The sequence below is a fragment of the Streptomyces sp. WAC05292 genome, from assembly GCF_003949955.1.
Lineage (GTDB): Bacteria > Actinomycetota > Actinomycetes > Streptomycetales > Streptomycetaceae > Streptomyces > Streptomyces globosus.
Window position 1 is genome coordinate 1 of the sequence record NZ_RPSE01000026.1, and the last position, 23,211, is coordinate 23,211.

The window sequence follows — 23,211 nt, forward strand, 5'->3', positions numbered from 1 at the left end:
CCGCCCCGCCGCCCCGAAGGAGGGAGAGGCCGCATGACCGCCGACACCGCCACCGGAGCCGCCGAGCCCCGCGTGCTCCCCGTCCCCGACCTGTCCCTCGTCGTCCTCGTCGGCGCCACCGGCTCGGGCAAGTCCACCTTCGCCCGCAGGCACTTCAGGCCCACCGAGGTGGTCTCCTCCGACCTCTGCCGCGGCCTCGTCAGCGACGACGAGAACGACCAGAGCGCGAGCAAGGACGCCTTCGACGTCCTCCACTACATCGCCGGCAAGCGCCTCGCGGCCGGCCGGCTCACCGTCATCGACGCCACCAGCGTCCAGCCGGAGGCCCGCCGCTCCCTGGTCCGGCTCGCCCGCGAGCACGACGTCCTGCCCGTCGCGATCGTCCTCGACATGCCCGAGGACGTCTGCGCGCAGCGCAACGCGGCCCGCCCCGACCGGGCGGGGCTCCCGCGGCACGTGATCCGGCGCCACCGCCGGGAGCTGCGCCGCTCCCTGCGCCACCTGGAGCGGGAGGGCTTCCGCAAGGTGCACCTCCTGCGGACCCCCGAGGAGGCCGAGACCGCCGAGGTCGTCCGCGAGAAGCGCTACAACGACCTCACCCACCTCACCGGCCCCTTCGACATCATCGGCGACGTGCACGGCTGCTCCTCGGAGCTGGAAGCCCTGCTGGACCGGCTCGGCTACCGCGAGGGCGTCCACCCCGAGGGCCGCACGGCCGTCTTCGTCGGCGACCTCGTCGACCGCGGCCCGGACAGCCCCGGCGTCCTGCGCCGCGTCATGGGCATGGTCGCCTCGGGCAGCGCCCTGTGCGTGCCGGGCAACCACGAGAACAAGCTCGGGCGCCACCTGAGGGGTTCGAAGGTGCAGCTGACGCACGGCCTCGCCGAGACCGTCGAGCAGCTCGCCGGCGAGCCGGAGGAGTTCGCCTCCGAGGTCCGCTCCTTCATCGAGGGCCTGGTCAGCCACTACGTCCTGGACGGCGGCCGGCTGGTGGTCTGCCACGCCGGGCTGCCGGAGAAGTACCACGGCCGCACCTCCGGCCGGGTCCGCTCGCACGCCCTGTACGGGGAGACCACCGGCGAGACCGACGAGTTCGGCCTGCCGGTGCGCCACCCCTGGGCCGAGGACTACCGCGGCCGGGCGGCGGTCGTCTACGGCCACACGCCCGTCCCGGAGGCCTCCTGGACCAACAACACCATCTGCCTCGACACCGGCGCCGTGTTCGGCGGGAAGCTGACGGCCCTGCGCTGGCCCGAGCGCGAACTGGTCGACGTCCCCGCCGAGAAGGTCTGGTACGAGCCGGCCAGGCCGCTCGCGGTCCAGGCGCCCGGCGGCCGCGAGGGCAGGCCGCTCGACCTGGCCGACGTACACGGCCGCCGCGTCGTGGAGACCCGCCACCTCGGGAACGTCGCGGTGCGCGAGGAGAACGCCGCCGCGGCGCTGGAGGTGACGAGCCGCTTCGCCGTCGACCCGCGGCTGGTGCCGTACCTGCCGCCGACGATGGCCCCGGCGGCCGCCTCGCAGGTGGAGGGCTTCCTGGAGCACCCGGCGGAGGCCTTCGCCCAGTACCGGGCCGACGGCATCGCCCAGGTCGTGTGCGAGGAGAAGCACATGGGCTCCCGCGCGACGGTCCTGCTGTGCCGGGACGCCGAGACGGCCCGCAGGCGCTTCGGCACCGACGGCACCGCCACCGGCTCCGTGTACACGCGCACCGGCCGGCCCTTCTTCCCGGATCCGGCCGTCACCGAGGCGTTCCTCGGCCGGGTGCGGGACGCGGTCACCGGCGCCGGGCTCTGGGAGGAGCTCGCCGCGCCCGGCGGGGCCTCCGCGGGGGACGGCGACTGGCTGCTGCTCGATGGCGAGCTGCTGCCCTGGTCGCTGAAGTCCCGCGGCCTGCTGCGCGAGCAGTACGCGGCCGTCGGCGCGGCCTCCCGCGCCGCGTTCCCCGCGGCGATCGCCGCCCTGGAGGCAGCCGCGGCCCGCGGCGCGGACACCGGCGCGCTGCTGGCCCGGCAGCGGGAGCGGGCCGAGGACGCGGACCGCTTCACCGAGGCCTACCGCCGGTACTGCTGGACCACGGAGGGCCTCGACGGGGTGCGGTTCGCGCCGTTCCAGCTGCTCGCCGCCTCCGACCGGTCGCTGGCCGCCGTCCCGCACGACGAGCAGCTGTTCTGGCTGGACCGGCTCGCCGCCGCCGACGAGGCGGCCGGCGGCGCTCTCCTGCGCCGCACCGGCCGGATCCTGGTCGACCCCGCCGACGGGGACTCCGTCCGCGCGGGCACCGACTGGTGGCTCGGGCTGACGGAGGCCGGCGGCGAAGGGATGGTCGTCAAGCCGCTCCAGGCGTACGCCCGCGACCGCAGGGGACGGCTCGTGCAGCCGGGGATCAAGGTCCGCGGCCGCGAGTACCTGAGGATCGTCTACGGGCCGGAGTACGCGCGCCCGGAGCAGCTCGACCGGCTGCGCGGCCGGGCGCTGGGCCACAAGCGGTCGCTGGCCCTGCGCGAGTACGCGCTCGGCCTGGAGGCGCTGGACCGGCTGGCGGCGGGGGAGCCGCTGTGGCGGGTGCACGAGGCGGTCTTCGCGGTGCTCGCCCTGGAGTCGGAGCCGGTCGACCCGCGGCTGTGACGGCCCCCGGCCGGCCCGGCCGTACCGGCGGCGCGCGGACGGCGCGCGGACGGCGCGCTGGCGGTGTGCGGGCGGTGTGAGGGCGGCGCGTAAAGGCGCCGCCCGCACACGGCCCCGAATTAGGTCGTATGGGGGAACTTTCCCGGTCGATGCCGGGGAAAGCACGGGCGGGATCGTTCATTCAGGGCAGCGGAGTGTCCGCGAACCAGGAAGGACGGAACGTCACCTATGAAGATGACCGCGCGCGGAAGCATTGCGGCGCTCATGACCTGTATGGCGGCCGCCGGCGCCGCCGCCCCGGCCGCCGCCGACTCGGTTCCGGTCGGCGTGCCGCTGGACGCCGTGAAGACCACGCTGGGCGTGGACACCCCGCGCGTGGGCACCGGCGTCCCGGTCCCCGTCGTCGGCGCGCCGGAGGTCCGCCACCACAAGGGGGACCTGCTGCCGACGCCGGTGGTGCCGTCCCTGCCCGTCGGCGCGGAGCTCGGCCGCACCCTCGTCAGCACGCCCGTGCCGAACCTGCTCGGCGACCCGGCCACCGACTCCGAGGGCTCGCTGACCTCCCCGGCGACCGACCTGGTGGCCCGCACCCCGGGCGTGGTCCTCGGGGCGCCGCTGACGATGCCCGACGGAGGCAACTCCGGCATCCCGGACCTGACCGCCCCGAAGCTCGGCCTGACCGCCCCGGAGCTGACCGGGGCCCCCTCGGCGCTCCTCGGCCTCGGCTGAGACCGGCGGCGCCCCGGGCCCGCCGCCCCGGCCCGGCGCGGCGGCCGGCCCGGCGGGTCCCGGCCGTCCGCCGGACGTCCTGCGCCAACGCCCCGTCAAAAGGCCGTCCGGTCTGCGAACGTGTACGCCATGGGATTCCATGTCGACTCCGAGACCGGACGGCTCCGCCGCGTCATCCTCCACCGGCCCGATCTGGAACTGAAGCGGCTCACGCCGAGCAACAAGGACGCGCTCCTCTTCGACGACGTCCTGTGGGTGCGCAGGGCCCGGCAGGAGCACGACGGCTTCGCCGACGTCCTGCGGGACCGCGGCGTGGAGGTCCACCTGTTCGGGGACCTGCTCCGGGAGGCGGTGGACATCCCGGAGGCCCGGCACCTGGTCCTGGACCGGGTGTTCGACGAGAAGGAGTACGGCCCGCTCGCCACCGACCACCTGCGCGCCGTCTTCGACGGGATGCCGGCGGCGGACCTCGCCGAGGCGCTGGTGGGCGGGATGACCAAGCGGGAGTACCTGGAGCGGTACGCCGAGCCCGTCTCGGTCCGCTTCCACGCCATGGAGCTGGACGACTTCCTGCTCGGACCGCTGCCGAACCACCTCTTCACCCGGGACACCTCCGCCTGGATCTACGACGGGGTCTCCATCAACGCCATGCGCTGGCCGGCCCGGCAGCGCGAGACGGTCCACTTCGAGGCGATCTACCGGCACCACCCGCTGTTCACGGCGTCGGGCGCCTTCCACTACTGGTCGCAGGGGCAGGCCGACTACCCGTCGACGATCGAGGGCGGGGACGTCCTCGTCCTCGGCAACGGCGCCGTGCTGATCGGGATGAGCGAGCGGACCACCCCGCAGGCGGTGGAGATGCTGGCGCGGGGCCTGTTCGCCGCCGGGTCGGCGACCTCCATCGTGGCGCTCGACATGCCCAAGCGGCGGGCGTTCATGCACCTGGACACGGTGATGACGATGGTGGACGGGGACACCTTCACCCAGTACGCGGGCCTCGGCATGCTGCGCTCCTACACCATCGAGCCGGGCGCCGGCGCGCAGGAGCTGAAGGTGACCGACCACGCGCCGGAGCACATGCACCGGGCCATCGCGGCAGCGCTCGGCCTGGACGCGATCCGGGTGCTGACGGCCAGGCAGGACGTGCACTCGGCGGAGCGCGAGCAGTGGGACGACGGCTGCAACGTCCTCGCCGTGGAGCCGGGAGTGGTCGTCGCCTACGAGCGGAACGTGACGACCAACACGCACCTGCGCAAGGAGGGCATCGAGGTCATCGAGATCCCCGGCAGCGAGCTGGGGCGCGGCCGGGGCGGTCCGCGCTGCATGAGCTGTCCTGTGGAACGCGACGCCGTCTGAGGGGCGGCGGGGCGCCGGGCGGCGCCGCCTGGCGGACGCAGGGCGTCTGACGAGGCAGGATGAATCGGGAGGAGGCGGCAAGGACCGGGCGGGGGGCGGAGCCGGGACACCCGGGGGTCTGTATATGAATGCAGCCCATCGTATAGACTTCCGGTCTCCCTGCTTCCCGTACCGCGACCCTGGAGTACCCCCATGGCCATCGACCTCGCCGGCCGCAGTTTCCTGAAGGAGCTCGACTTCACCGCCGCCGAGTTCCGCGGCCTGGTCGATCTGGCCGCCGAGCTCAAGGCCGCCAAGAAGGCGGGCACGGAGCAGCCCCGGCTCAGGGGCCGAAACATCGCCCTCGTCTTCGAGAAGACCTCGACGCGCACGCGCTGCGCGTTCGAGGTCGCCGCCGCCGACCAGGGGGCGCACACCACCTACCTCGACCCGGCGAGCTCCCAGATCGGGCACAAGGAGTCCGTCAAGGACACCGCCCGCGTGCTCGGCCGGATGTTCGACGGGATCCAGTACCGCGGCGACAGCCAGGCGGCCGTCGAGGCGCTCGCCGCCCACGCCGGCGTCCCCGTCTACAACGGACTCACCGACGACTGGCACCCCACCCAGATGCTCGCCGACGTGCTCACCATGACCGAGCACAGCGCCCTGCCGGTCGAGCGGATCGCCTTCGCGTACCTGGGCGACGCCCGCTTCAACATGGGCAACTCCTACCTCGTGACCGGCGCCCTCCTCGGCATGGACGTGCGCATCGTCGCGCCGAAGGCCTACTGGCCGGCCGCGTCCGTCGTCGACCGGGCCCGCGAGCTCGCCGCCGCCAGCGGTGCCCGGATCCTGCTCACCGAGGACGTCTCCGAGGGCGTCGCCCGCGCCGACTTCGTCGCCACCGACGTGTGGGTCTCCATGGGGGAGCCCAAGGAGGTGTGGGACGAGCGCATCGCCGCCCTCGCCCCCTATGCCGTCACGATGGAAGTGCTGCGCGCCACCGGCAACCCGGACGTGAAGTTCCTGCACTGCCTGCCCGCCTTCCACGACCTCGGCACGGCGGTGGGCCGCGACATACACGCCCGGCACGGACTGGAGTCGCTGGAGGTGACGGACGAGGTCTTCGAGTCCGCGCACTCCGTCGTCTTCGACGAGGCCGAGAACCGGCTCCACACCATCAAGGCCGTGCTCGTCGCCACACTCGCCGAAGCCGCCTGACGGGGCCGGGTCGGGCCGGGGCGGGCCGCGGCCGGGAGCGCCGCCCCCGGCCCGCGCCCGTATCGCGTTTCCGTGACGGAAGTCAGGATCCGGTGATACCTTCGTCCGTGTGAGCCCCTTCATCGGTTCCACCCCGGCAACCGAACGGTGGCGCCACCTGCGGGTGACCCGGCAGGACGGCGTGGCCACCGTCACCCTCGACCGCCCCGAGAAGCTCAACGCCCTCACCTTCGGGGCGTACGCAGACCTCCGCGACCTGCTCGCCGAGCTCTCCCGCGAGCGGTCCGTACGCGCCCTCGTCCTCGGCGGCGAAGGCCGCGGCTTCTGCTCCGGCGGCGACGTCGACGAGATCATCGGCGCCACCCTCTCCATGGACACCGCGCAGCTCCTGGACTTCAACCGGATGACCGGCCAGGTGGTGCGCGCCGTCCGCGAATGCCCCTTCCCCGTGATCGCCGCCGTGCACGGGGTCGCCGCCGGCGCCGGCGCCGTCCTCGCGCTCGCGGCGGACTTCCGCATCGCCGACCCCACCGCCCGCTTCGCGTTCCTCTTCACCCGCGTCGGCCTCTCGGGCGGCGACATGGGGGCCGCGTACCTGCTGCCCCGCGTCGTCGGCCTCGGCCACGCCACCCGCCTCCTGATGCTCGGCGAGCCCGTACGCGCCCCCGAGGCCGAGCGCATCGGCCTGCTCAGCGAGCTCACCGAGGAGGGCAAGGCCGACGTGCGGGCCGCGGAACTCGCCGCGCACCTCGCCGCCGGCCCCGCGCTGGCGTACGCCCAGACCAAGGCCCTGCTGACCGCCGAGCTCGACATGCCGCTCGCCGCTGCCGTCGAACTCGACGCCAACACCCAGGCCCTGCTGATGAACGGCCGGGACTACGCCGAGTTCCACGCCGCCTTCACCGCGAAGCGGCCGCCGGAGTGGGAAGGCAGGTAGCGCCGTGCCCCTCGGGAACACGCTCGACGTCGCAGTGATCGGCGGGGGACCGGGGGGCCTGTACGCGGCCGCCCTGCTGGCCCGGCAGGGCCACCGGGTGCAGGTGTGGGAGCGCAACGCCCCCGACGACACCTTCGGCTTCGGCGTCGTCCTCTCCGACGAGACCCTCGGCGGCATCGAGCGCGCCGACACCGACGTCTACCGGGCCCTCGGCGCCGAGTTCGTCCGCTGGGACGACATCGACATCGTCCACCGCGGCCGCCTGCACACCTCCGGCGGCCACGGCTTCGCCGCGCTCGGCCGGCGCCGCCTCCTGCACGTCCTGCACGCACGCTGCACCGCCCTCGGCGTCACGCTCCGCTTCCGCACCCCCGCCCCGCCCGCCGGCGCCCTCGCCGCCTCCCACGACCTGGTCGTCGCCGCCGACGGCGTCCACAGCGCCACCAGGCAGAGCGCCGCCCAGCACTTCCGGCCCACCCTCACCAGCGGCCGCTGCCGCTACATCTGGCTCGCCGCCGACTTCGCCTTCGACGCCTTCCGCTTCGAGATCGCCGAGACCGAGCACGGCGTCATGCAGCTCCACGCCTACCCGTACGCGCCGGACGCCTCCACCGTCATCGTCGAGATGCGGGAGGAGGTCTGGCGGGCCGCCGGCCTCGACCTGTGCGACGAGGCCGAATCCGCCGACCGCTGCGCCAAGGTCTTCTCCGAGGCGCTGCGCGGCCGGCCCCTGCACGGCAACCGGTCCGCCTGGACCGGCTTCCGCACCGTCGTCAACGAACGCTGGTCCCACGGCAACACCGTCCTCCTCGGAGACGCCGCCCACACCGCGCACTTCTCCATCGGCTCCGGCACCAAACTGGCCGTCGAGGACGCCCTCGCCCTCGCCGAGGCCGTCGCCGCCGAGCCGGACGTCCCCGCCGCCCTCGCCGCGTACGAGGCCGCCCGCCGCCCCGCCGTCGCGTCCACCCAGCGGGCGGCGGCCGCCAGCATGCGCTGGTTCGAGGAACTCGCGGGGTACGTCGACCAGCCCGAACGGCAGTTCGCGTTCAACCTGCTCACCCGCAGCCGCCGCGTCACCCACGGCAACCTGCGGCTGCGCGACGAGCGCTTCACCCGCGCCGTCGAACGCGACTTCGGCTGCCCCGACGACCGCACCCCGCCCATGTTCACCCCGCTCACCCTGCGCGGGCTGACGCTGCGCAACCGCGTCGTCGTCTCCCCGATGGACATGTACTCCGCCGCCGACGGCGACGGCCTCCCCGGCGACTTCCACCTCGTCCACCTCGGCGCCCGCGCCCTCGGCGGCGCCGCCCTGGTCATGACCGAGATGGTCTGCGTCTCCCCGCAGGGCCGGATCACCCCCGGCTGCACCGGCCTCTACACCGACGCGCAGGCCGCCGCCTGGCGGCGCATCGCCGACTTCGTGCACACCTCCGCCCCCGGCACCGCCCTCGGCGTCCAGCTCGGCCACTCCGGCCGCAAGGGCTCCACCAAGCTCATGTGGGAGGGCATGGACGACCCCCTGCCCGAGGGCAACTGGCCCGTCGCCGCCGCCTCCCCGCTGCCCTACCGGCCCGGCGTCTCGCAGGTCCCCCGCGCCCTGGACCGCCGGGACCTCGCCGCCGTCCGCGCCGACTTCGCGGCCGCCGCCGCCCGCGCCGCCGGCTGCGGCTTCGACCTCCTCGAACTGCACTGCGCCCACGGCTACCTGCTCTCCGGCTTCCTCTCGCCGCTCGCCAACCACCGCGAGGACGCCTACGGGGGCCCGCTGGAGAACCGGCTCCGCTTCCCCCTGGAGGTCTTCGACGCCGTCAGGGAGGTCTGGCCCGAGGACCGCCCCATGACCGTCCGCCTCTCCGCCACCGACTGGGCGCCCGGCGGCACCACCGCCGAGGACGCCGTCCGCATCGCCGCCGCCTTCGCCGAGCACGGCGCCGACGCCATCGACGTCTCCACCGGGCAGGTCGTCCCCGACGAGGCCCCCGAGTTCGGGCGCTCGTACCAGACCCCGTACGCCGACCGGATCCGCAACGCGCTCGGCGTCCCCGTCATCGCCGTCGGCGCCATCTCCTCCTGGGACGACGTCAACTCGCTGCTCCTGGCCGGCCGCGCCGACCTCTGCGCCCTCGGCCGCCCCCACCTGTACGACCCGCACTGGACCCTGCACGCGGCCGCCGACCAGGAGTACGCGGGCCCGGCGGCCCCCTGGCCGGCGCCCTACCGGGCCGGCAGCCGCAAACCGCCCACCGGGAAGGGCTGAGCGGCCGCGCGGCGGGCGGTGTCCGCACCGCTCAGCGCGGCACGACCACCGCCCGGTCCTCCACCGGCAGGAAGCCGAGCCGCAGGTAGACGCCCGTGCTCGTCGGGTTCGCCGTGTCCGCGAACAGCAGCACCTCCCGGGCGCCCGCCGCCCGAGCCGCCCCCGCCGCCGCATGCGTGGCGCCCGCCGCGTAGCCGCGCCGGCGCCGGGCGGGAGGCGTGTACACCGGGCCGATGCGGGAGGTCCCGGCTTCGGTCGGACTGAAAGCGGCGAGCGCCGCCGGACGGCCCGCGGCGTCCTCCCACAGCAGCATCCTGCCCCCGGCCACCCGGTCCCGCACCCCGCCCTCGCCGGGCGGCGGGTCGCCGACCTCCGCCGCGAAGGCGGCGCACCACTCGCGCACCAGCGGCAGGTCCGCCTCCGCGGCGGCCCGGGCCCGCCCCCGCGGCGCCGGATCCGGCGCCGCGAGCTCCCCGAGCCGGTACAGCCGCAGCACCTCCCGCTCGCCCGGCGGCCGCCCCCAGGCCTCCGCGAGCCGCTCGCCGTCGTCGAGCCGGGCGTTGAACCCGCCGATCCCGCTCAGCACCGGCTCCCGCCCCAGCGCCTCGCCCAGCGCGGCCACCGCCTCGCCGGGCACCCTGCCGAGGACCAGCGGGTACGGCGGCGTGCACAGGAAGCCGCCCGCGACCGCCCCGTCCGCGCCGGTCCACCAGCCGAACACGGGGTCCCGGTCCGAGAAGGCGTGCGGGCCGCGGCGCAGCAGCGCGCCCTCCACGGTCAGCAGCAGCGTGTTCGACACCGGGTCGGCGGCGACGGCCGCCCCGGCCGCGGCCCGGTAGGCCGCCAGGTCATGGGTGAAGGTCCAGGTCATGGCCCATGATGGCGCCCGCCCGCACCGCCCCGCACCCGAAATTCCCTCCGCCGGCCTACTGCTGCACGAAGCGGGCGCCCGTGTCCCGCAGGCGGGCGTGGAGCTCCGCGAAGACGGCCGCGGCCCGGTCGCCCGGCCAGTCCGAGGGCAGCAGGTCGTGCGGCAGACCCGGGTCGGCGTACGGCAGGCGCCGCCAGCCGTCCAGGGCCCGCAGGTAGTCCCGGTAGGCCTGCTCCGGCGTCGGCGAGCCGCCCTGCTGGAGGGCGCGCAGCACCGGCTCGTGCCGGTCGAGGAACTCCTCGTGCGCCTTGGCCAGCGCGGTCAGGTCCCACCAGCGGGCCACCGCCTCCGCGGTCGGGGCGAAGCCCAGGTGCGTGCCGCGGAACAGCTCCACGTACGCCGTCAGGTGCAGCCGGTCCAGGGTGTGCCCCGTCTCCTCGTACAGGTGCGCCGGGGCGATCCACACGCCGGGGGCCACCGAGCCGAAGCCCAGCCCCGCCAGCCGGGAGCGCAGCAGGTGCCGCTTGTGCCGCTCCTGCTCCGGGACGGAGAAGACGGCCACGAGCCATTCGCCGGTGCCCCGGGTGGCCCGGTCGCCGTAGATGCGCCGGTCGCCGTCCTCGAGCAGCCGGCGCGCCTCGCCGGAGAGCTCGTACCCGGCGGAGCCGTCCGCGGCCCGCGCGGGCAGCAGGAAGCCGCGCCGCTTGAGCCGGGACACCGAGGAGCGCACCGACGGGGCGTCGACGTCCGCGGCGCCCAGCAGGCGGACCAGCGCCGACACGGGTACGGGCCCCTCGAAGGCCCGCCCGTAGGCGCCGTAGAAGGTGACGATCAGGGATCGCGGAGTGTGCTGCTCGGCCACGGGTTCACTGTAGGTCGCGGAGCCGGAACCGCTGAAGTTTTCCCGTCGGGGTCCGCGGCAGGGCCGGGAGGAAGACGAACGCGCGGGGGCACTTGTGCGGGGCCAGTTCTGCGCGCATGAACTCCCGCAGGGCGTCCTCCGTCAGGACCGCGCCCGGACGGGGGACGGCGTACGCCACGACGATCTGGCCGCGCCGCTCGTCCGGGCGGCCCACGACGGCCGCCTCGGCGACGTCCGGGTGGCGCAGCAGAGCCTCCTCCACCTCCGGGCCGGCGATGTTGTACCCGGCGGAGACGATCATGTCGTCGGCGCGGGCCACGTAGCGGAAGTAGCCGTCCGCATCGCGGATGTACGTGTCGCCGGTGAGGTTCCAGCCGTCCCGTACGTAGTCCCCTTGCCGCGGGTCGGCGAGGTAGCGGCAGCCGACCGGGCCGCGCACCGCGAGCAGCCCCGGCTCGTCGTCCGCGACGGGCCGGCCGGAGCGGTCCACCACGCGGGCCTGCCAACCGGGGACGACGCGGCCGGTGGTGCCGGGGCGGATGTCGTCGTCCGCGGCGGAGATGAAGATGTGCAGCAGCTCCGTCGCGCCGATCCCGTTGATGATCCGCAGCCCGGTCCGCTCGTACCAGGCCTGCCAGGTCGCGGCGGGGAGGTTCTCGCCCGCCGAGACGCAGCGGCGCAGCGCGGAGAGGTCGTACGCCCCGCCGTCGAGCGCGTCCAGCATCGCCCGGTAGGCGGTGGGCGCCGTGAACAGCACGGTGACCCGGTGCTCGGCCAGGGCCGGCAGCAGGGCGCGCGGTACGGCCTGCTCCAGCAGCAGGGCGCTGGCGCCGGCGCGCAGCGGGAAGACGACCAGGCCGCCGAGGCCGAAGGTGAAGCCGAGCGGCGGGCTGCCCGCGAACACGTCGTCGGGCCGGGGCCGCAGCACGTGCCGGGAGAAGGTGTCGGCAATGGCCAGCACGTCCCGGTGGAAGTGCATGCAGCCCTTCGGCCGGCCCGTGGTGCCGGAGGTGAAGGCGATCAGCGCCACGTCGTCCGCGGAGGTCGCGACCGCCGGGAACGGCTCCGCGTGCTGCTCGACGAGGCGGAGCAGGTCCTTCTGGCCGGTTCCGCCGTACGGGGTGACGCGCAGGCCGGGGACGTCCGCGCGGGCGAGGTCCTCCAGTGCGGACTCGTGGCACAGGGCGTGCCCCACCCGGGCCATCGCGCACACCGTCGCCAGCTCGTGCGCCCGCTGCTGCGCGAGGACGGTGACGGCGACCGCGCCGGCCTTCACCACCGCGAGCCAGCACGCGGCGAGCCAGGGGCCGGTCGGGCCGCGCAGCAGCACCCTGTTGCCGGGCACCACCCCCAGGTCGGCCGTCAGGACGTGGGCGATGCGGTCCACCCGGTCGCGCAGCTCTCCGTACGACCAGGTCTCGCCGCTGCCGTCGCGGAAGGCGGGGCGGCCCGGTCCCAGCCGCGCGATGGTGGCGTCGAGGAGCTCGGCGGCGCAGTTGAGGCGGTCCGGGTAGGCCAGTTCGGGCAGTTCGAAGAGCAGGTCCGGCCATGCGTGCGGCGGCGGCAGGTGGTCGCGCGCGAAGGTGTCGGCGTGGGCCGAAGGCTTGAGCTCCAAGGCGGGTTCGCCCCCTTGCGACGGCTGCGGCCCCGGTCGGGGCCGAAACGGGTGGAGCCGGCCGTGCGGTTGCCCCATGAGCGTATCGTGATGGTGACGGCAGTCAACAGGACGCGATAGAAGCGGGGATGTTCGGATGACCGGATTCGCGCTCGGAGCGGAACAGGAGCAGTGGTGCGGGCAGCTGCGCGAGCTGTCGGCAACACGGCTGCGTCCGCTGGCGGACAAGGGGGAGCCGGGCCGGGTCAACCGCCCGCTGCTCGTGGAGCTCGGCGCGCTGGGGCTGCTGGACCGCCTCTTCACCTCGGGCGCGCTGGAGCTGTGCCTGCTGCGGGAGTCCCTCGCGTACGGGTGCACGGAGGCGGAGACGGCGCTGGCCCTCCAAGGGCTCGGGGCGCACCCCGTGCTCAGCGCGGGCACGGACGCGCAGCGGGAGCGCTGGCTGCCGCAGGTGCGGACGGGCCGGGCGGTGGCGGCGTTCGCACTGAGCGAGCCCGGCGCCGGCTCGGACGCGGCGGCGCTGGCGCTCGCGGCGGAGCCCGACGCCGGCGCCGGCCCGGGGGCGGAGGGCGGCTGGCGGCTCAGCGGGGAGAAGTGCTGGATTTCCAACGCCCCGGAGGCCGACTTCTACACCGTCTTCGCCCGGACCGGCGAGGGCCCCGGGGCGAAGGGCGTCACCGCATTCCTGGTCCCGGCCGACCGGCCCGGACTGTCCGGGGAGCCACTGGAGATGCTCTCCCCGCACCCCATCGGCAGACTGGTCTTCGACGGGGTCCCGGTCGGCCCGGAGGACCTGCTGGGCCGGCCCGGACGGGGCTTCGCCGTGGCGATGGCCACGCTGAACCTGTTCCGCCCCAGCGTCGGCGCGTTCGCGGTGGGCATGGCCCGCGCGGCCCTCGACGCCACACTGGCGCACACCGCGCACCGCACCGCGTTCGGCGGGGTGCTCGGCGACCTCCAGGCGGTCGGGCACCGGGTCGCGGAGATGGCCACCCGGACCGAGGCGGCCCGGCTGCTGGTCTACGCGGCGGCGGGCGCGTACGACGCGGGCGACGCGGACGTCCCGCGCCGCTCGGCCATGGCCAAGCTCCTGGCGACGGAGACGGCGCAGTACGTGGTGGACCAGGCCGTGCAGCTGCACGGGGCCGCCGCCCTGCGGCGGGGGCATTTGCTGGAGCACCTGTACCGGGAGGTCCGGGCACCGCGCATCTACGAGGGCGCGAGCGAGGTCCAGCGCACGATCATCGCGCGGGAGCTGTACCGGTGAGCCCGGAGCGGATCAATCCGGCGGAGCTGTCGCCGGCGACGGGGTTCTCCCACGCGGTGGCGGCGACCGGCTCCCGGCTGGTGTTCCTCGCGGGGCAGACCGCGCTGGACGTGAAGGGCGAGGTGGTCGGGGCGACGCTGCCGGAGCAGTTCGAGCGGGCCCTGTCCGGTCTGCTGGCGGCGCTGGCGGCTGCGGGAGGAGCGCCCGCTGACCTGGTGCGGGTGACCGTGTACGCGGTGGACGTGGCGGACTACCGGGCGCACGCCCCCGAACTGGGCCGTATCTGGCGGCGTCTGGCGGGGCGGGACTACCCGGCGATGGCGGTGGTGGGCATCGTCCGGCTCTGGGACGAGGAGGCCCTGGTCGAACTGGACGGTATCGCCGTCCTTGACGGCCCGTCGGAAGCGATTCCGCATTCCGGGGATCCCAGTGGGGAAGCGGCCTGCGGGGGGTCGCGGGGTGCGGCGCAGGCGAGCGGCCTTTGACAGGGAGCAGGAGAGGGGGGAGTGTGGAAATGCCCCCTTTGGGACCAATTGTCAAGGCATTCGGAGGTGCATGATCATGCGCCGTGGGATCATTGCGGCAGCTGTGGCCGGCGCCGCAGGCGTCGCTCTCGGCCTGACGCCGGTGAGCGGGGCCTTTGCCGCGCAGACCGGGCTGACCCCGGAGACCCGGCAGGACTGGCGGTGTTCGGACGACCGGCGCGGCAGCAACGACTGGTATGAGTGCTGCGAGCGCTATCACCGGTGGGAGGACCGGCCCGACTGGTGCTGGGACAAGGACAACGCACACCACAGCAACCGCGACTATGACCGGTACGACTACCGCGACTACAACCACCGCGACTACAACGACCGCGACTACAACGACCGCGGCGGCAACGGCCACGACAACCGCGGCGGCAACGGCCATGACGGCGGCGGCAACGGTGGCGGCGGCAACGGCCATGACGGCGGCGGCAACGGTGGCAACGGTGGCGGCCACGGCGGCGGTGGCGGCGGCAACGGCGGCGGTGGCGGCGGTGGCGGCCACGGCGGCGGCGGCGGCGGCAACGGCGGTGGCGGCGGCGGTGGCGGCAGGTAACTCCGCACACCGGAACTGAACCGCCCGTTCATTCCGCATCCCGAACACGCCGGAGGAAACCGGCAGGTGACGGTCCGCGCCTCCCGCGCGGGCCGTCACCACTGTCCGCCTCCCGCCGCCACGCCCCCGGGGCCCCGGCGGGACGGCAGGCTCAGCCCTCCAGCAGGCCGCCCATCCACTCCTCGATCCCGGCCACCGTCCGCGGCAGGGCCCCCGACATCAGCCGGGCCCCCGTCGCGGTGACGACCAGGTCGTCCTCGATGCGCACCCCGATGCCGCGAAGCTCCGGCGGCAGCGTCTCGTCGTCCGGCTGGAGGTAGAGGCCCGGCTCGACCGTGAGGACCTGACCCTCCTCCAGCACCCCGTCCAGGTACGTCTCCGCCCGCGCCTTCGCGCAGTCGTGGACGTCGAGTCCCAGCATGTGGCCGCTGCTGCACAGCGTGTACCGCCGGTGCAGGTCGCCCTCGGCGTCCTTGAGCACGCCCCAGTCCGCCAGCCCCTCCGCGATCACCCGCATCCCGGCCCGGTGGAAGTCGCGGAAGCTCGCCCCCGGCCGCAGCGCGGCGATGCCCGCCTTCTGCGCGGCGAGCACCAGCTCGTACACCTGCCGCTGGACGGGGGAGAAGCGCCCCGACAGCGGGAGCGTGCGCGTGATGTCGGCCGTGTAGAGGGTGTCGGTCTCCACGCCGGCGTCGAGCAGCAGCAGGTCGCCCGGATCCAGCCGCCCGTCGTTGCGGATCCAGTGCAGCACGCACGCGTGCGCGCCGGACGCGGCGATGGTGTCGTAGCCGGTGCCGTTGCCCTCCGCCCGGGCGCGCAGGCCGAAGACCCCCTCGATCCACCGCTCGCCGCGCGGGTGGGCGAGCGCGCGCGGGAGCGCCCGTACGACGTCCTCGAACCCGGCGGCGGTGTGGTCGACGGCCAGCTGGAGCTGTTCGACCTCCCAGGCGTCCTTGACCAGGCGCAGCTCGGACAGGGCCGTGGCCAGTTCCCCGTCGGTGGCGGCGTTGCGGCCGACCGGGTCGCCCAGTGCCTCCAGGTGGGCGCAGCGCAGCCCGGTCAGCCGCTCCGCCTTCGCGAGGTCGGGGCGCCGGCCGACCCAGAACTCCCCGTACCGGCGGTCCCGGTAGAACTCCTCGCTGCCGCCGGTGCGCGGGGAGCGGGGGCGCAGGTACAGCACCGCCTCGTGGCCGTGGGGGCCGGAGGGCTCCATCACGAGCACGTGGCCGACCTGGTCCTCGCCGGTGAGCCCGGTGAGCCAGGCGTACGCGCTGTGCGGGCGGAAGCGGAAGTCGCAGTCGTTGGAGCGGACCTTCAGCTCGCCCGCCGGGACGATCAGCCGCTCACCGGGGAAGCGCGCGGACAGCCGGGCGCGGCGGGCCGGGGTGACGGCGTACGCGGCGACGCGCTCGGAGTCCGGCAGCGGTGACGGGGCCCAGTTGCCGGCCATGTACCGGGACAACTCGGCGGATACCGGCAGATCGTGACTCCCGGTGTTGAGGCGGGAGAAGGCTTCGGTCACGGGGGCTCCCTGGGAAAGACGTGAACTGGTGTGTGCACAGGTCTTGTCAGTGCAATTTCACATTACTATGTTACAGGTCACACCGCGGCGCGTTAATCCCCGTCAAACGCCGTGTGGCGCAGGGCAGTTCACGCACGACCGCTCGTCCGGCACGTCCCACGCAGCACCCCCGCGCCGTGTCCGCCATGTCCCCCACCTCCCCTTCCAGGAGTCCTTGGTGTCCCAGCACAGAGTTGTGCGTTCCTCCCTCCTCTCCACCGCGGTCGCGGTCACGCTCCTCGCCACGGCGGGCCAGGCCGTGACGGTGGCCGCCGAGACCGCGGTCCCCGCCCCGGTGCAGGGTGCGGCCGCCGCCCCTGCCGCTCCCGCCGCCGGGGCCCGCGGTGGAAACCCGTTCGACGAGGTCGACCGCCTCGCCTCGCCGAAGGAGGCGGCCCCCGCGTCCGCGGTTGCTCCGGGTGCCGGGCGCACCCCGGGCGGCCAGGCGGTCCGCTCCGCCGCGGACGCCGCGGCGGCCCAGGCCGCCCAGGGCCGCACCCCCGGCGCCCCGACGGCGGCCGCGCCGGCCTCGGAGCGCGCCGAGAAGAGCCGCAAGGCGGCCGCGGCGGCCCCCGCGACCGGCCGCACCCTCGCCGCCGGCGTCCCCTGCACCCTCGACGGCGTGACGGGGCTGTCCCCGGAGCAGTTCGCCGACTTCCTCGGCGACGAGGCCGTCACGGCCGACGGCTGCCTGCGCGGCATCATCTGGAACTGGGACGCCCGCCTGGCCCCGGTCATGTCCGACGCCCACGTCCAGGCCGTCTCCCGGCGCATATCCGCCCTGGCCGCGGCGCACGACGGCAAGAACTCCTCCCACCTGGAGGAGATGTTCACCTACCTGCACGCCGTCGCCTACCACGACCACTCGCGCTCCGAGATCGACGTCACCGACGCGCCGACCGTCGAGGCCATGCGCCGCGCCATCGCCGACTTCGGCGCCGCCGCCCGCACCTTCGACACCACCGCCTCCAACGCCCGCACCCTGCGCGAGGCCCTCTACGCGGGCAGTGCCCCCGGCCTGCGCCACCACCAGCTCGGCCTGATCAAGAAGGTCCTGGCCACCATGGACCCGGCCCACCCGGCCACCCACCACGACGCGAACTGGGCGGGCGCCGCACTGGCCGCGCTGTCGGTGAACTACCTCGGCGTCTACCCGGGCAACCAGGACGCCGCCTTCCACGCGGCGGTGGCCGCCGACCCGGCCTACCGCGACCTGTTCAAGGCATTCGCCGGCTACGGCCACCTCAAGGGCACCGCCAACGCCTGGGTCGCCCGCGACGCCCTCGGCGAGTACGGCCGCTTCGGCCAGGTCCCCTCCCTGAAGGACCGGACCGTGGCCGACCTCGGCGCGCTCCTGTCGACGGCCCGCACCACCTTCGGCGACGGCAGCGAGCAGTGGGCGAAGGTCGTCTCCTGGCTCAACTTCTACGAGGCGTGCAAGCCGTACGGCGTCTGCAAGGAGGACATCGAGAAGCAGCTCTTCCCGAACACCTTCACCTACGACAACGGCGCCATCAAGGTCCGCACCGCCCTCGACCGGGCCACCGTCGACCAGCTCTACTACGCGAGCAAGCAGGTCAAGGCGCAGTACCACCGGGTGATCGGCACCGAGCAGCCGCTCGCCGGCGACCCGAACAGCACCCTCAACATCGTGCTGTACGCCTCGCGCGCCGACTACGTGAACTACCACCCGATCCTGACCGGGTACGACACGAACAACGGCGGCATCTACATCGAGAACGGCGCCACCTTCTACACCTACCAGCGCCGCGTCCCGCAGGACTCCAGCCTGACCCTGGAAGAGCTCTTCCGCCACGAGTACGTGCACTACCTCAACGGCCGCTTCGCCGTGCACGGCTTCTTCGGCCAGGGCCCCTGGTACGAGGGCGACCGCACCACCGCCATGGACGAGGGCACGGCCGAGTTCTTCGACGGTGCCACCCGCTCCGACGGTATCGCCGTGCGCAAGTCGCTCGTCAAGAGCATCATCGGCGACACGGCGGGCGGCGGCCCCCGCATGAGCGTCGAGCAGATCCTCAACGCGACGTACGACGGCGACGGATTCCGCTTCTACAGCTACGCCGGCACGTTCTTCGAGTTCCTGTGGACCGAGAAGCCGTCCCTGCTGCGCGAGATGTACACCCACCTGCGCAACAACGACGTGGCGAAGTACGACGCCTGGCGCCACCGCCTCGGCTCGGACAGCTACCTCCAGCGCGACTACGACCGCTTCCTGGACGCGCAGATCGCCAAGGTGGACCAGCTGTTCGTGCCCAACACGACCTACACGCCGAACGAGCAGCTGCGCGACTCCGCGCTCGCCTCGGTGAAGTCCGCGTTCGCGGCGGCCACCTACAACACGCCGGACTGCGTGGAGAACGGCGACCCCGGCAAGCGGCGGTTCACCTGCACCGGCCGGATCACCGCGAACCTGAAGAACTGGCGCAGCGACGACCAGAACTTCAAGGACATGTCCGAGACGGTCGACTACTTCATCCTCGACCGGGCCGGCGCGGCGTCCAACAACCTGGCCGACATGAACTGCTCCTTCGGCCCGGTGGAGATCTGGGACAACCGCACGGCCGGCACCTCCCCGTACAGCTGCGAGGGCCCGCTGCGCAGCTGACCCGTGCCGCCGGCGGCCGGCCCTTTTCTCCGGGAGATCCCCGGAGCGGGGGGAGGGCCGGCCGCCGGACCGTCCCGCTGCTGCACGCTCTGGGCAGCCGCTAAAGAATGTGACATATTACTGTCGTGCCCAAGAGACATCCCCTGGACGTCGTGATCGTCGGAGCCGGCGTCGTCGGAGCGGCGTGCGCCTACTACGCCGCCCGCGCCGGCCTCCGCGCCGCCGTCGTCGACCGCGGCCCCGTCGCCGGCGGGACGACCGGAGCGGGCGAGGGCAACCTCCTCGTCTCCGACAAGGAGGCCGGACCCGAACTCGACCTCGCCCTGCTGTCCGCAGGCCTCTGGCGCGACCTGGCCGCCGCCCTCCCGGAAGAACTCGAGTACGAGCCCAAGGGCGGCCTGGTCATCGCCCCCGACGAGGCCGCGCTGAAGGCCCTGCGCGCCTTCGCCGACGGGCAGCGCGCCGCCGGCGTGGAGGCCGTCGAGGCCGACCCGGCCGAGCTGTGCGAACTGGAGCCGCACCTGGCACCCGGCCGGGCGGGCGGCTTCCTCTACCCCCAGGACGCCCAGGTCCAGCCCGCGCAGGCCGCCGCCCGCCTGCTCGCCGCCTCCGGCGCCGAACTCCACCTCGGCGAGGAGGCCACCGGCATCCTCACGGCCGGCGGCGCCGTCCGCGGAGTGCGCACCACGCGCCGCGAACTCGCCGCACCCGCCGTCGTCAACGCCGCCGGCACCTGGGGCGGCCGCATCGCGGAACTCGCCGGCACCACCCTGCCGGTCCTGCCGCGCCGCGGCTTCGTCCTCGTCACCGAACCGCTGCCCCGGGTCGTACGGCACAAGGTGTACGCCGCCGACTACATCGCGGACGTCGCGAGCGGCTCCGCGGCCCTGCAGTCCTCGGCGGTCGTCGAGGGCACCCCGGCCGGGCCGGTGCTGATCGGGGCGACCCGGGAGCGCGTCGGCTTCGACCGGTCGCTGTCCCCGGAGGCCCTGCGCCGCCTCGCCGGACAGGCCGCCGCCCTCTTCCCGGTCCTCGCGGACGCCCGCGTCCTGCGCGCCTACCACGGCTTCCGGCCCTACCTCCCCGACCACCTCCCCGCCATCGGGCCCGACCCCCGGGTCCCCGGACTGTTCCACGCGTGCGGGCACGAGGGCGCCGGCATCGGCCTGGCCCCCGCCACCGGGGTGCTCGTCGCGGCCGCCCTCACGGGCGCCGAACCCCCGCTCCCGCTCCACCCCTTCCGCCCGGACCGCTTCCCGGAGCCCGAGGCGCAGCCGAAGGAGACCGGCCGATGACCGACCCCTCGCACCGCCGGTCCCCGCGCGACCTCGTCGGCGGGCGCCCCGATGCGACGTACACCCTGCGCTTCGACGGGCGCGAACTGACCGCCCACGCCGGGCAGAGCATCGCCGCCGTGCTGTGGGCCGCCGGCATCCTCGCCTGGCGCACCACCCGTCAGGGCGGCGCCCCGCGCGGCGCGTTCTGCGGGATCGGCAGCTGCTACGACTGCCTCGTCACCGTCAACGGCCGCCCCAACCAGCGCGCCTGCCTGGTCCCCGCCCGCCCCGGGGACGCCGTCACCACCCAGGAAGGGACCGGCCGTGCCGACCTCGCCGTCTGACCTCCCCGGGCCCGGCGCCCCGGACGCCGCCGGCTGCCCGGACGAGGTCCGCGCCGACCTCGCCGTCGTCGGCGCCGGCCCGGCCGGCCTCGCCGCGGCCGTCACCGCCGCCGGGTTCGGCCTGCGCGTCGCCCTGCTCGACGCGGGGGAGCGGCCCGGCGGGCAGTTCTACCGGCACCCCGCCCCGCAGCTGGGCGCGGAGCGGCCCGAGGTCCTCCACCACGGCTGGGCCGCGTTCGCCGCCCGCGAGCGGGCCCTGCGCGCCCACACCGCCTCCGGCCGCGTCACGTACCTGCCCGGCCACCACGTCTGGACCGTGGTTCCGCAGGACGCAGCGCCGGACGCGGCCCAGGACGCCGCTCCGGCCGGGGGCGCCGCCGCCGGGGGCGCCGCCGCCGGGGGCGTCGCCCGCCGGGCCCCGGCCGCCTGGGTGCTGCACGCCGTCGCCGGAACGGAGGAGCGCGCGGTGGCCGTACGGGCCCGCGCGGTGCTCCTCGCCACCGGCTCCTACGAGCGCCAACTGCCCTTCCCCGGCTGGACCCTGCCCGGTGTCGTCGGCGCCGGCGGCGCGCAGGCCATGCTCAAGGCCGGCCTCGTCCTGCCCGGCCGGCGCGTCGTCGTCGCCGGGAGCGGCCCGCTGCTGCTCGCCGTCGCAGGATCCCTCGCCTCCGCCGGGGCGCGGGTGCCCGCCGTCGTCGAGGCCGCCGCCTACACCGGGTACGCCCCAGCCCTGCCCGCCCTGCTGCGCAACCCCGCCAAGCTCGCCGAGGGCGCCGTGTACGGCGGGGCCCTGCTCCGCCACGGCGTGCGCCTGCTCACCCGGCACGCGGTGACCGAGGCGCACGGAACCGACCGGGTGGAGGCCGTCACCGTGGCCCGCCTGGACGCGGACTGGCGGCCGCTGCCCGGTACCGCCCGCCGGATCCCCTGCGACGCCGTTGCCGTCGGGCACGGCCTGGTCCCGCAGCTGGAGCTGGCCACGGCTCTCGGCTGCGCCACCCGCCGCGCCGCCGACGGCACCGCGGCGCTGGACCTCGACGCCCACCAGCGGACCTCCGTCCCCGGGATCTGGTCCGCCGGCGAGACCGGCGGCATCGCCGGCGCGCAGCCGGCGCTGGTCGAGGGGGAGATCGCGGCCCATGCCGTCGCCGGCCGGCCCGTCCCGGCCGCCCTGCTGCGCCGCCGCGCCCGGCTGCGGGCCTTCGCCGACGCGATGGGCCGCGCCCACCGGCCGGGGGAGGGCTGGACGGGCTGGCTGCGGGACGACACGGACGTGTGCCGCTGCGAGGAGGTGCCCGCCGGACGGATCCGGGAGGCCGTCCGCGACCTCGGAGCCCGGGACGCCCGTACCGCCAAGCTGCTGACCCGCGCCGGAATGGGCTGGTGCCAGGGGCGGATGTGCGGACCGGCCGTCGCCGCCCTGGCCGGCGAGGAGCAGGCGCCCGACCGGCGCCCGCTGTCCTGCCCGGTGCCGATGCGCCTCCTCGCCGGCCTGCCGCCCGCCGACGGCTGACCGGCGCGGGCGGCGGGGCGGCGCGGCCCCGGCCCGTGCGCCCCCTTCTGCCCCCGGCCTCCTGCGACCCGGGCCGTCCGGAGTCTTGTGGCCGAGTTCAACCCACTAGTAAAATGTCACACACCACACTAGGGAGCTTTCTCATGACCGACGCGCACACCCCCGCGCCCACCGCCGCCGACACGCGCACCCGCCCCTGGCACGGCATCATGGTCGCCACCGCGCTGCCCCTGCGCGAGGACCTCTCCGTCGACTACGACGCCTACGCCGACCACGTCGCGTGGCTCATCGCCAACGGCTGCGACGGCGTCGTCCCCAACGGCTCCCTCGGCGAGTACCAGACCCTCACCGACGAGGAGCGGGCCCGCGTCGTGCGCACCGCCGTCGAGGCCGCGGGCGAAGGCAGCCGCGTCATGCCCGGCGTCGCCGCCTACGGCAGCGCCGAGGCCCGCCGCTGGACCGAGCAGGCCGCCGAGGCCGGCGCCGGCTCCGTCCTGCTGCTGCCGCCCAACGCCTTCCGCGCCGACGAGTCCGCAGTCCGCTCCCACTACGCCGAGGTGGCCCGCACCGGCGTGCCCGTCGTCGCGTACAACAACCCGATCGACACCAAGGTCGACCTCACGCCCTCCCTGCTCGCCCGGCTCCACGCCGACGGCAGCATCGTCGCCGTCAAGGAGTTCAGCGGCGACGTCCGCCGCGCCTACGAGATCGCCGAACTCGCCCCCGGCCTGGACCTCCTGATCGGCGCCGACGACGTCCTGCTCGAACTCGCCCTCGCCGGCGCCGTCGGCTGGATCGCCGGCTACCCCAACGCCCTGCCAGCCGCCTGCGCCACCCTCTACCGCGCGGCCGTCGCCGGCGACCTGGACACCGCGCTGCCGCTCTACAAGTCCCTGCACTCGCTGCTGCGCTGGGACTCCAAGACCGAGTTCGTCCAGGCCATCAAGCTGTCCATGGACCTGGCCGGCCGCCCGGGCGGTGCCACCCGCCCGCCGCGCCACCCGCTGACCGGGGAGACCGAGGCGGCCGTCCGCGCCGCGACCGAGAAGGCCCTCGCCGAGGGACTCAACTAGCCGACC

The 23,211-nt window shown here is 75.0% G+C and carries 17 protein-coding genes and 1 pseudogene; 14 read left to right on the forward strand and 4 right to left on the reverse strand.

What is annotated here, in order from left to right:
* Positions 1 to 33: 33 nt before the first annotated feature.
* From EF903_RS05505 to EF903_RS05530, 6 genes are all read left to right on the forward strand, one after another.
* Positions 34 to 2,628, forward strand: coding sequence for a polynucleotide kinase-phosphatase (locus tag EF903_RS05505; protein ID WP_125541458.1), 2,595 nt, complete (start codon positions 34 to 36; stop codon positions 2,626 to 2,628).
* A 234-nt stretch (positions 2,629 to 2,862) separates the two neighbouring features.
* Positions 2,863 to 3,357: a hypothetical protein gene (locus tag EF903_RS05510; RefSeq protein ID WP_260614848.1), complete on the forward strand. Its 495-nt coding sequence runs from the start codon at positions 2,863 to 2,865 to the stop codon at positions 3,355 to 3,357.
* Positions 3,358 to 3,486: 129 nt separating this feature from the next.
* Complete coding sequence (locus tag EF903_RS05515; protein ID WP_125541460.1) at positions 3,487 to 4,713, forward strand: arginine deiminase; 1,227 nt, start codon at positions 3,487 to 3,489, stop codon at positions 4,711 to 4,713.
* Between the two features lie 192 nt (positions 4,714 to 4,905).
* Positions 4,906 to 5,913: an ornithine carbamoyltransferase gene (gene argF, locus EF903_RS05520; protein ID WP_125541461.1), complete on the forward strand. Its 1,008-nt coding sequence runs from the start codon at positions 4,906 to 4,908 to the stop codon at positions 5,911 to 5,913.
* 109 nt (positions 5,914 to 6,022) lie between these two features.
* On the forward strand, positions 6,023 to 6,850 hold the full coding sequence (locus EF903_RS05525; protein ID WP_114054665.1) for an enoyl-CoA hydratase family protein: 828 nt from the start codon (positions 6,023 to 6,025) through the stop codon (positions 6,848 to 6,850).
* Between the two features lie 4 nt (positions 6,851 to 6,854).
* Positions 6,855 to 9,113 (forward strand): bifunctional salicylyl-CoA 5-hydroxylase/oxidoreductase, encoded by a 2,259-nt coding sequence (locus EF903_RS05530; RefSeq protein WP_125541462.1) that lies wholly within the window; start codon positions 6,855 to 6,857, stop codon positions 9,111 to 9,113.
* Positions 9,114 to 9,144: 31 nt separating this feature from the next.
* Here the strand turns inward: EF903_RS05530 and EF903_RS35805 are convergent, their stop codons facing one another.
* Genes EF903_RS35805 through EF903_RS05545 form a run of 3 tightly spaced genes read right to left on the reverse strand, consistent with a single transcriptional unit; the run spans position 9,145 to position 12,461 of the window.
* Positions 9,145 to 9,984 carry a GNAT family N-acetyltransferase gene (locus EF903_RS35805; RefSeq protein ID WP_125541463.1) on the reverse strand — a complete coding sequence of 280 codons (840 nt, stop codon included), beginning with the start codon at positions 9,982 to 9,984 and terminating at the stop codon, positions 9,145 to 9,147.
* A gap of 55 nt (positions 9,985 to 10,039) precedes the next feature.
* Positions 10,040 to 10,846: a PaaX family transcriptional regulator C-terminal domain-containing protein gene (locus EF903_RS05540; RefSeq protein ID WP_125541464.1), complete on the reverse strand. Its 807-nt coding sequence runs from the start codon at positions 10,844 to 10,846 to the stop codon at positions 10,040 to 10,042.
* A gap of 4 nt (positions 10,847 to 10,850) precedes the next feature.
* Positions 10,851 to 12,461: an AMP-binding protein gene (locus tag EF903_RS05545; RefSeq protein WP_260614850.1), complete on the reverse strand. Its 1,611-nt coding sequence runs from the start codon at positions 12,459 to 12,461 to the stop codon at positions 10,851 to 10,853.
* A 136-nt stretch (positions 12,462 to 12,597) separates the two neighbouring features.
* Between EF903_RS05545 and EF903_RS05550 the strand changes: the two genes are divergently transcribed.
* From EF903_RS05550 to EF903_RS33840, 3 genes and pseudogenes are all read left to right on the forward strand, one after another.
* On the forward strand, positions 12,598 to 13,728 hold the full coding sequence (locus EF903_RS05550) for an acyl-CoA dehydrogenase family protein (protein WP_125541466.1): 1,131 nt from the start codon (positions 12,598 to 12,600) through the stop codon (positions 13,726 to 13,728).
* Positions 13,725 to 14,120 (forward strand): annotated as a pseudogene (locus EF903_RS05555) (RidA family protein); the annotation flags it as partial. The gene EF903_RS05550 and the pseudogene EF903_RS05555, both read left to right, overlap by 4 nt.
* 163 nt (positions 14,121 to 14,283) lie before the next feature.
* The gene (locus EF903_RS33840) at positions 14,284 to 14,811 is read left to right on the forward strand and encodes a hypothetical protein (protein WP_185902532.1); all 528 of its coding nucleotides are present in this window, start codon (positions 14,284 to 14,286) and stop codon (positions 14,809 to 14,811) included.
* 151 nt (positions 14,812 to 14,962) lie between these two features.
* Here the strand turns inward: EF903_RS33840 and EF903_RS05565 are convergent, their stop codons facing one another.
* A complete protein-coding gene (locus tag EF903_RS05565; protein ID WP_125541470.1) occupies positions 14,963 to 16,333 on the reverse strand; it encodes an aminopeptidase P family protein in 1,371 nt (456 codons plus the stop codon).
* Positions 16,334 to 16,550: 217 nt separating this feature from the next.
* Here EF903_RS05565 and EF903_RS05570 point away from each other — a divergent pair, with 217 nt between their 5' ends.
* From EF903_RS05570 to EF903_RS05590, 5 genes are all read left to right on the forward strand, one after another.
* Complete coding sequence (locus EF903_RS05570) at positions 16,551 to 18,998, forward strand: collagenase (RefSeq protein WP_125541472.1); 2,448 nt, start codon at positions 16,551 to 16,553, stop codon at positions 18,996 to 18,998.
* Between the two features lie 125 nt (positions 18,999 to 19,123).
* Positions 19,124 to 20,293, forward strand: a complete 1,170-nt coding sequence (locus EF903_RS05575) for an FAD-binding oxidoreductase (RefSeq protein ID WP_125541475.1) — start codon at positions 19,124 to 19,126, stop codon at positions 20,291 to 20,293.
* Positions 20,290 to 20,619, forward strand: a complete 330-nt coding sequence (locus tag EF903_RS05580; protein ID WP_185902531.1) for a (2Fe-2S)-binding protein — start codon at positions 20,290 to 20,292, stop codon at positions 20,617 to 20,619. The genes EF903_RS05575 and EF903_RS05580 overlap by 4 nt, the downstream gene beginning before the upstream one ends.
* Entirely contained in the window at positions 20,600 to 22,132 is a 1,533-nt protein-coding gene (locus EF903_RS05585; protein WP_125541477.1) for an NAD(P)/FAD-dependent oxidoreductase, read from the forward strand. The genes EF903_RS05580 and EF903_RS05585 overlap by 20 nt, the downstream gene beginning before the upstream one ends.
* A gap of 143 nt (positions 22,133 to 22,275) precedes the next feature.
* Complete coding sequence (locus tag EF903_RS05590) at positions 22,276 to 23,205, forward strand: dihydrodipicolinate synthase family protein (RefSeq protein ID WP_125541480.1); 930 nt, start codon at positions 22,276 to 22,278, stop codon at positions 23,203 to 23,205.
* Positions 23,206 to 23,211 lie beyond the last annotated feature (6 nt).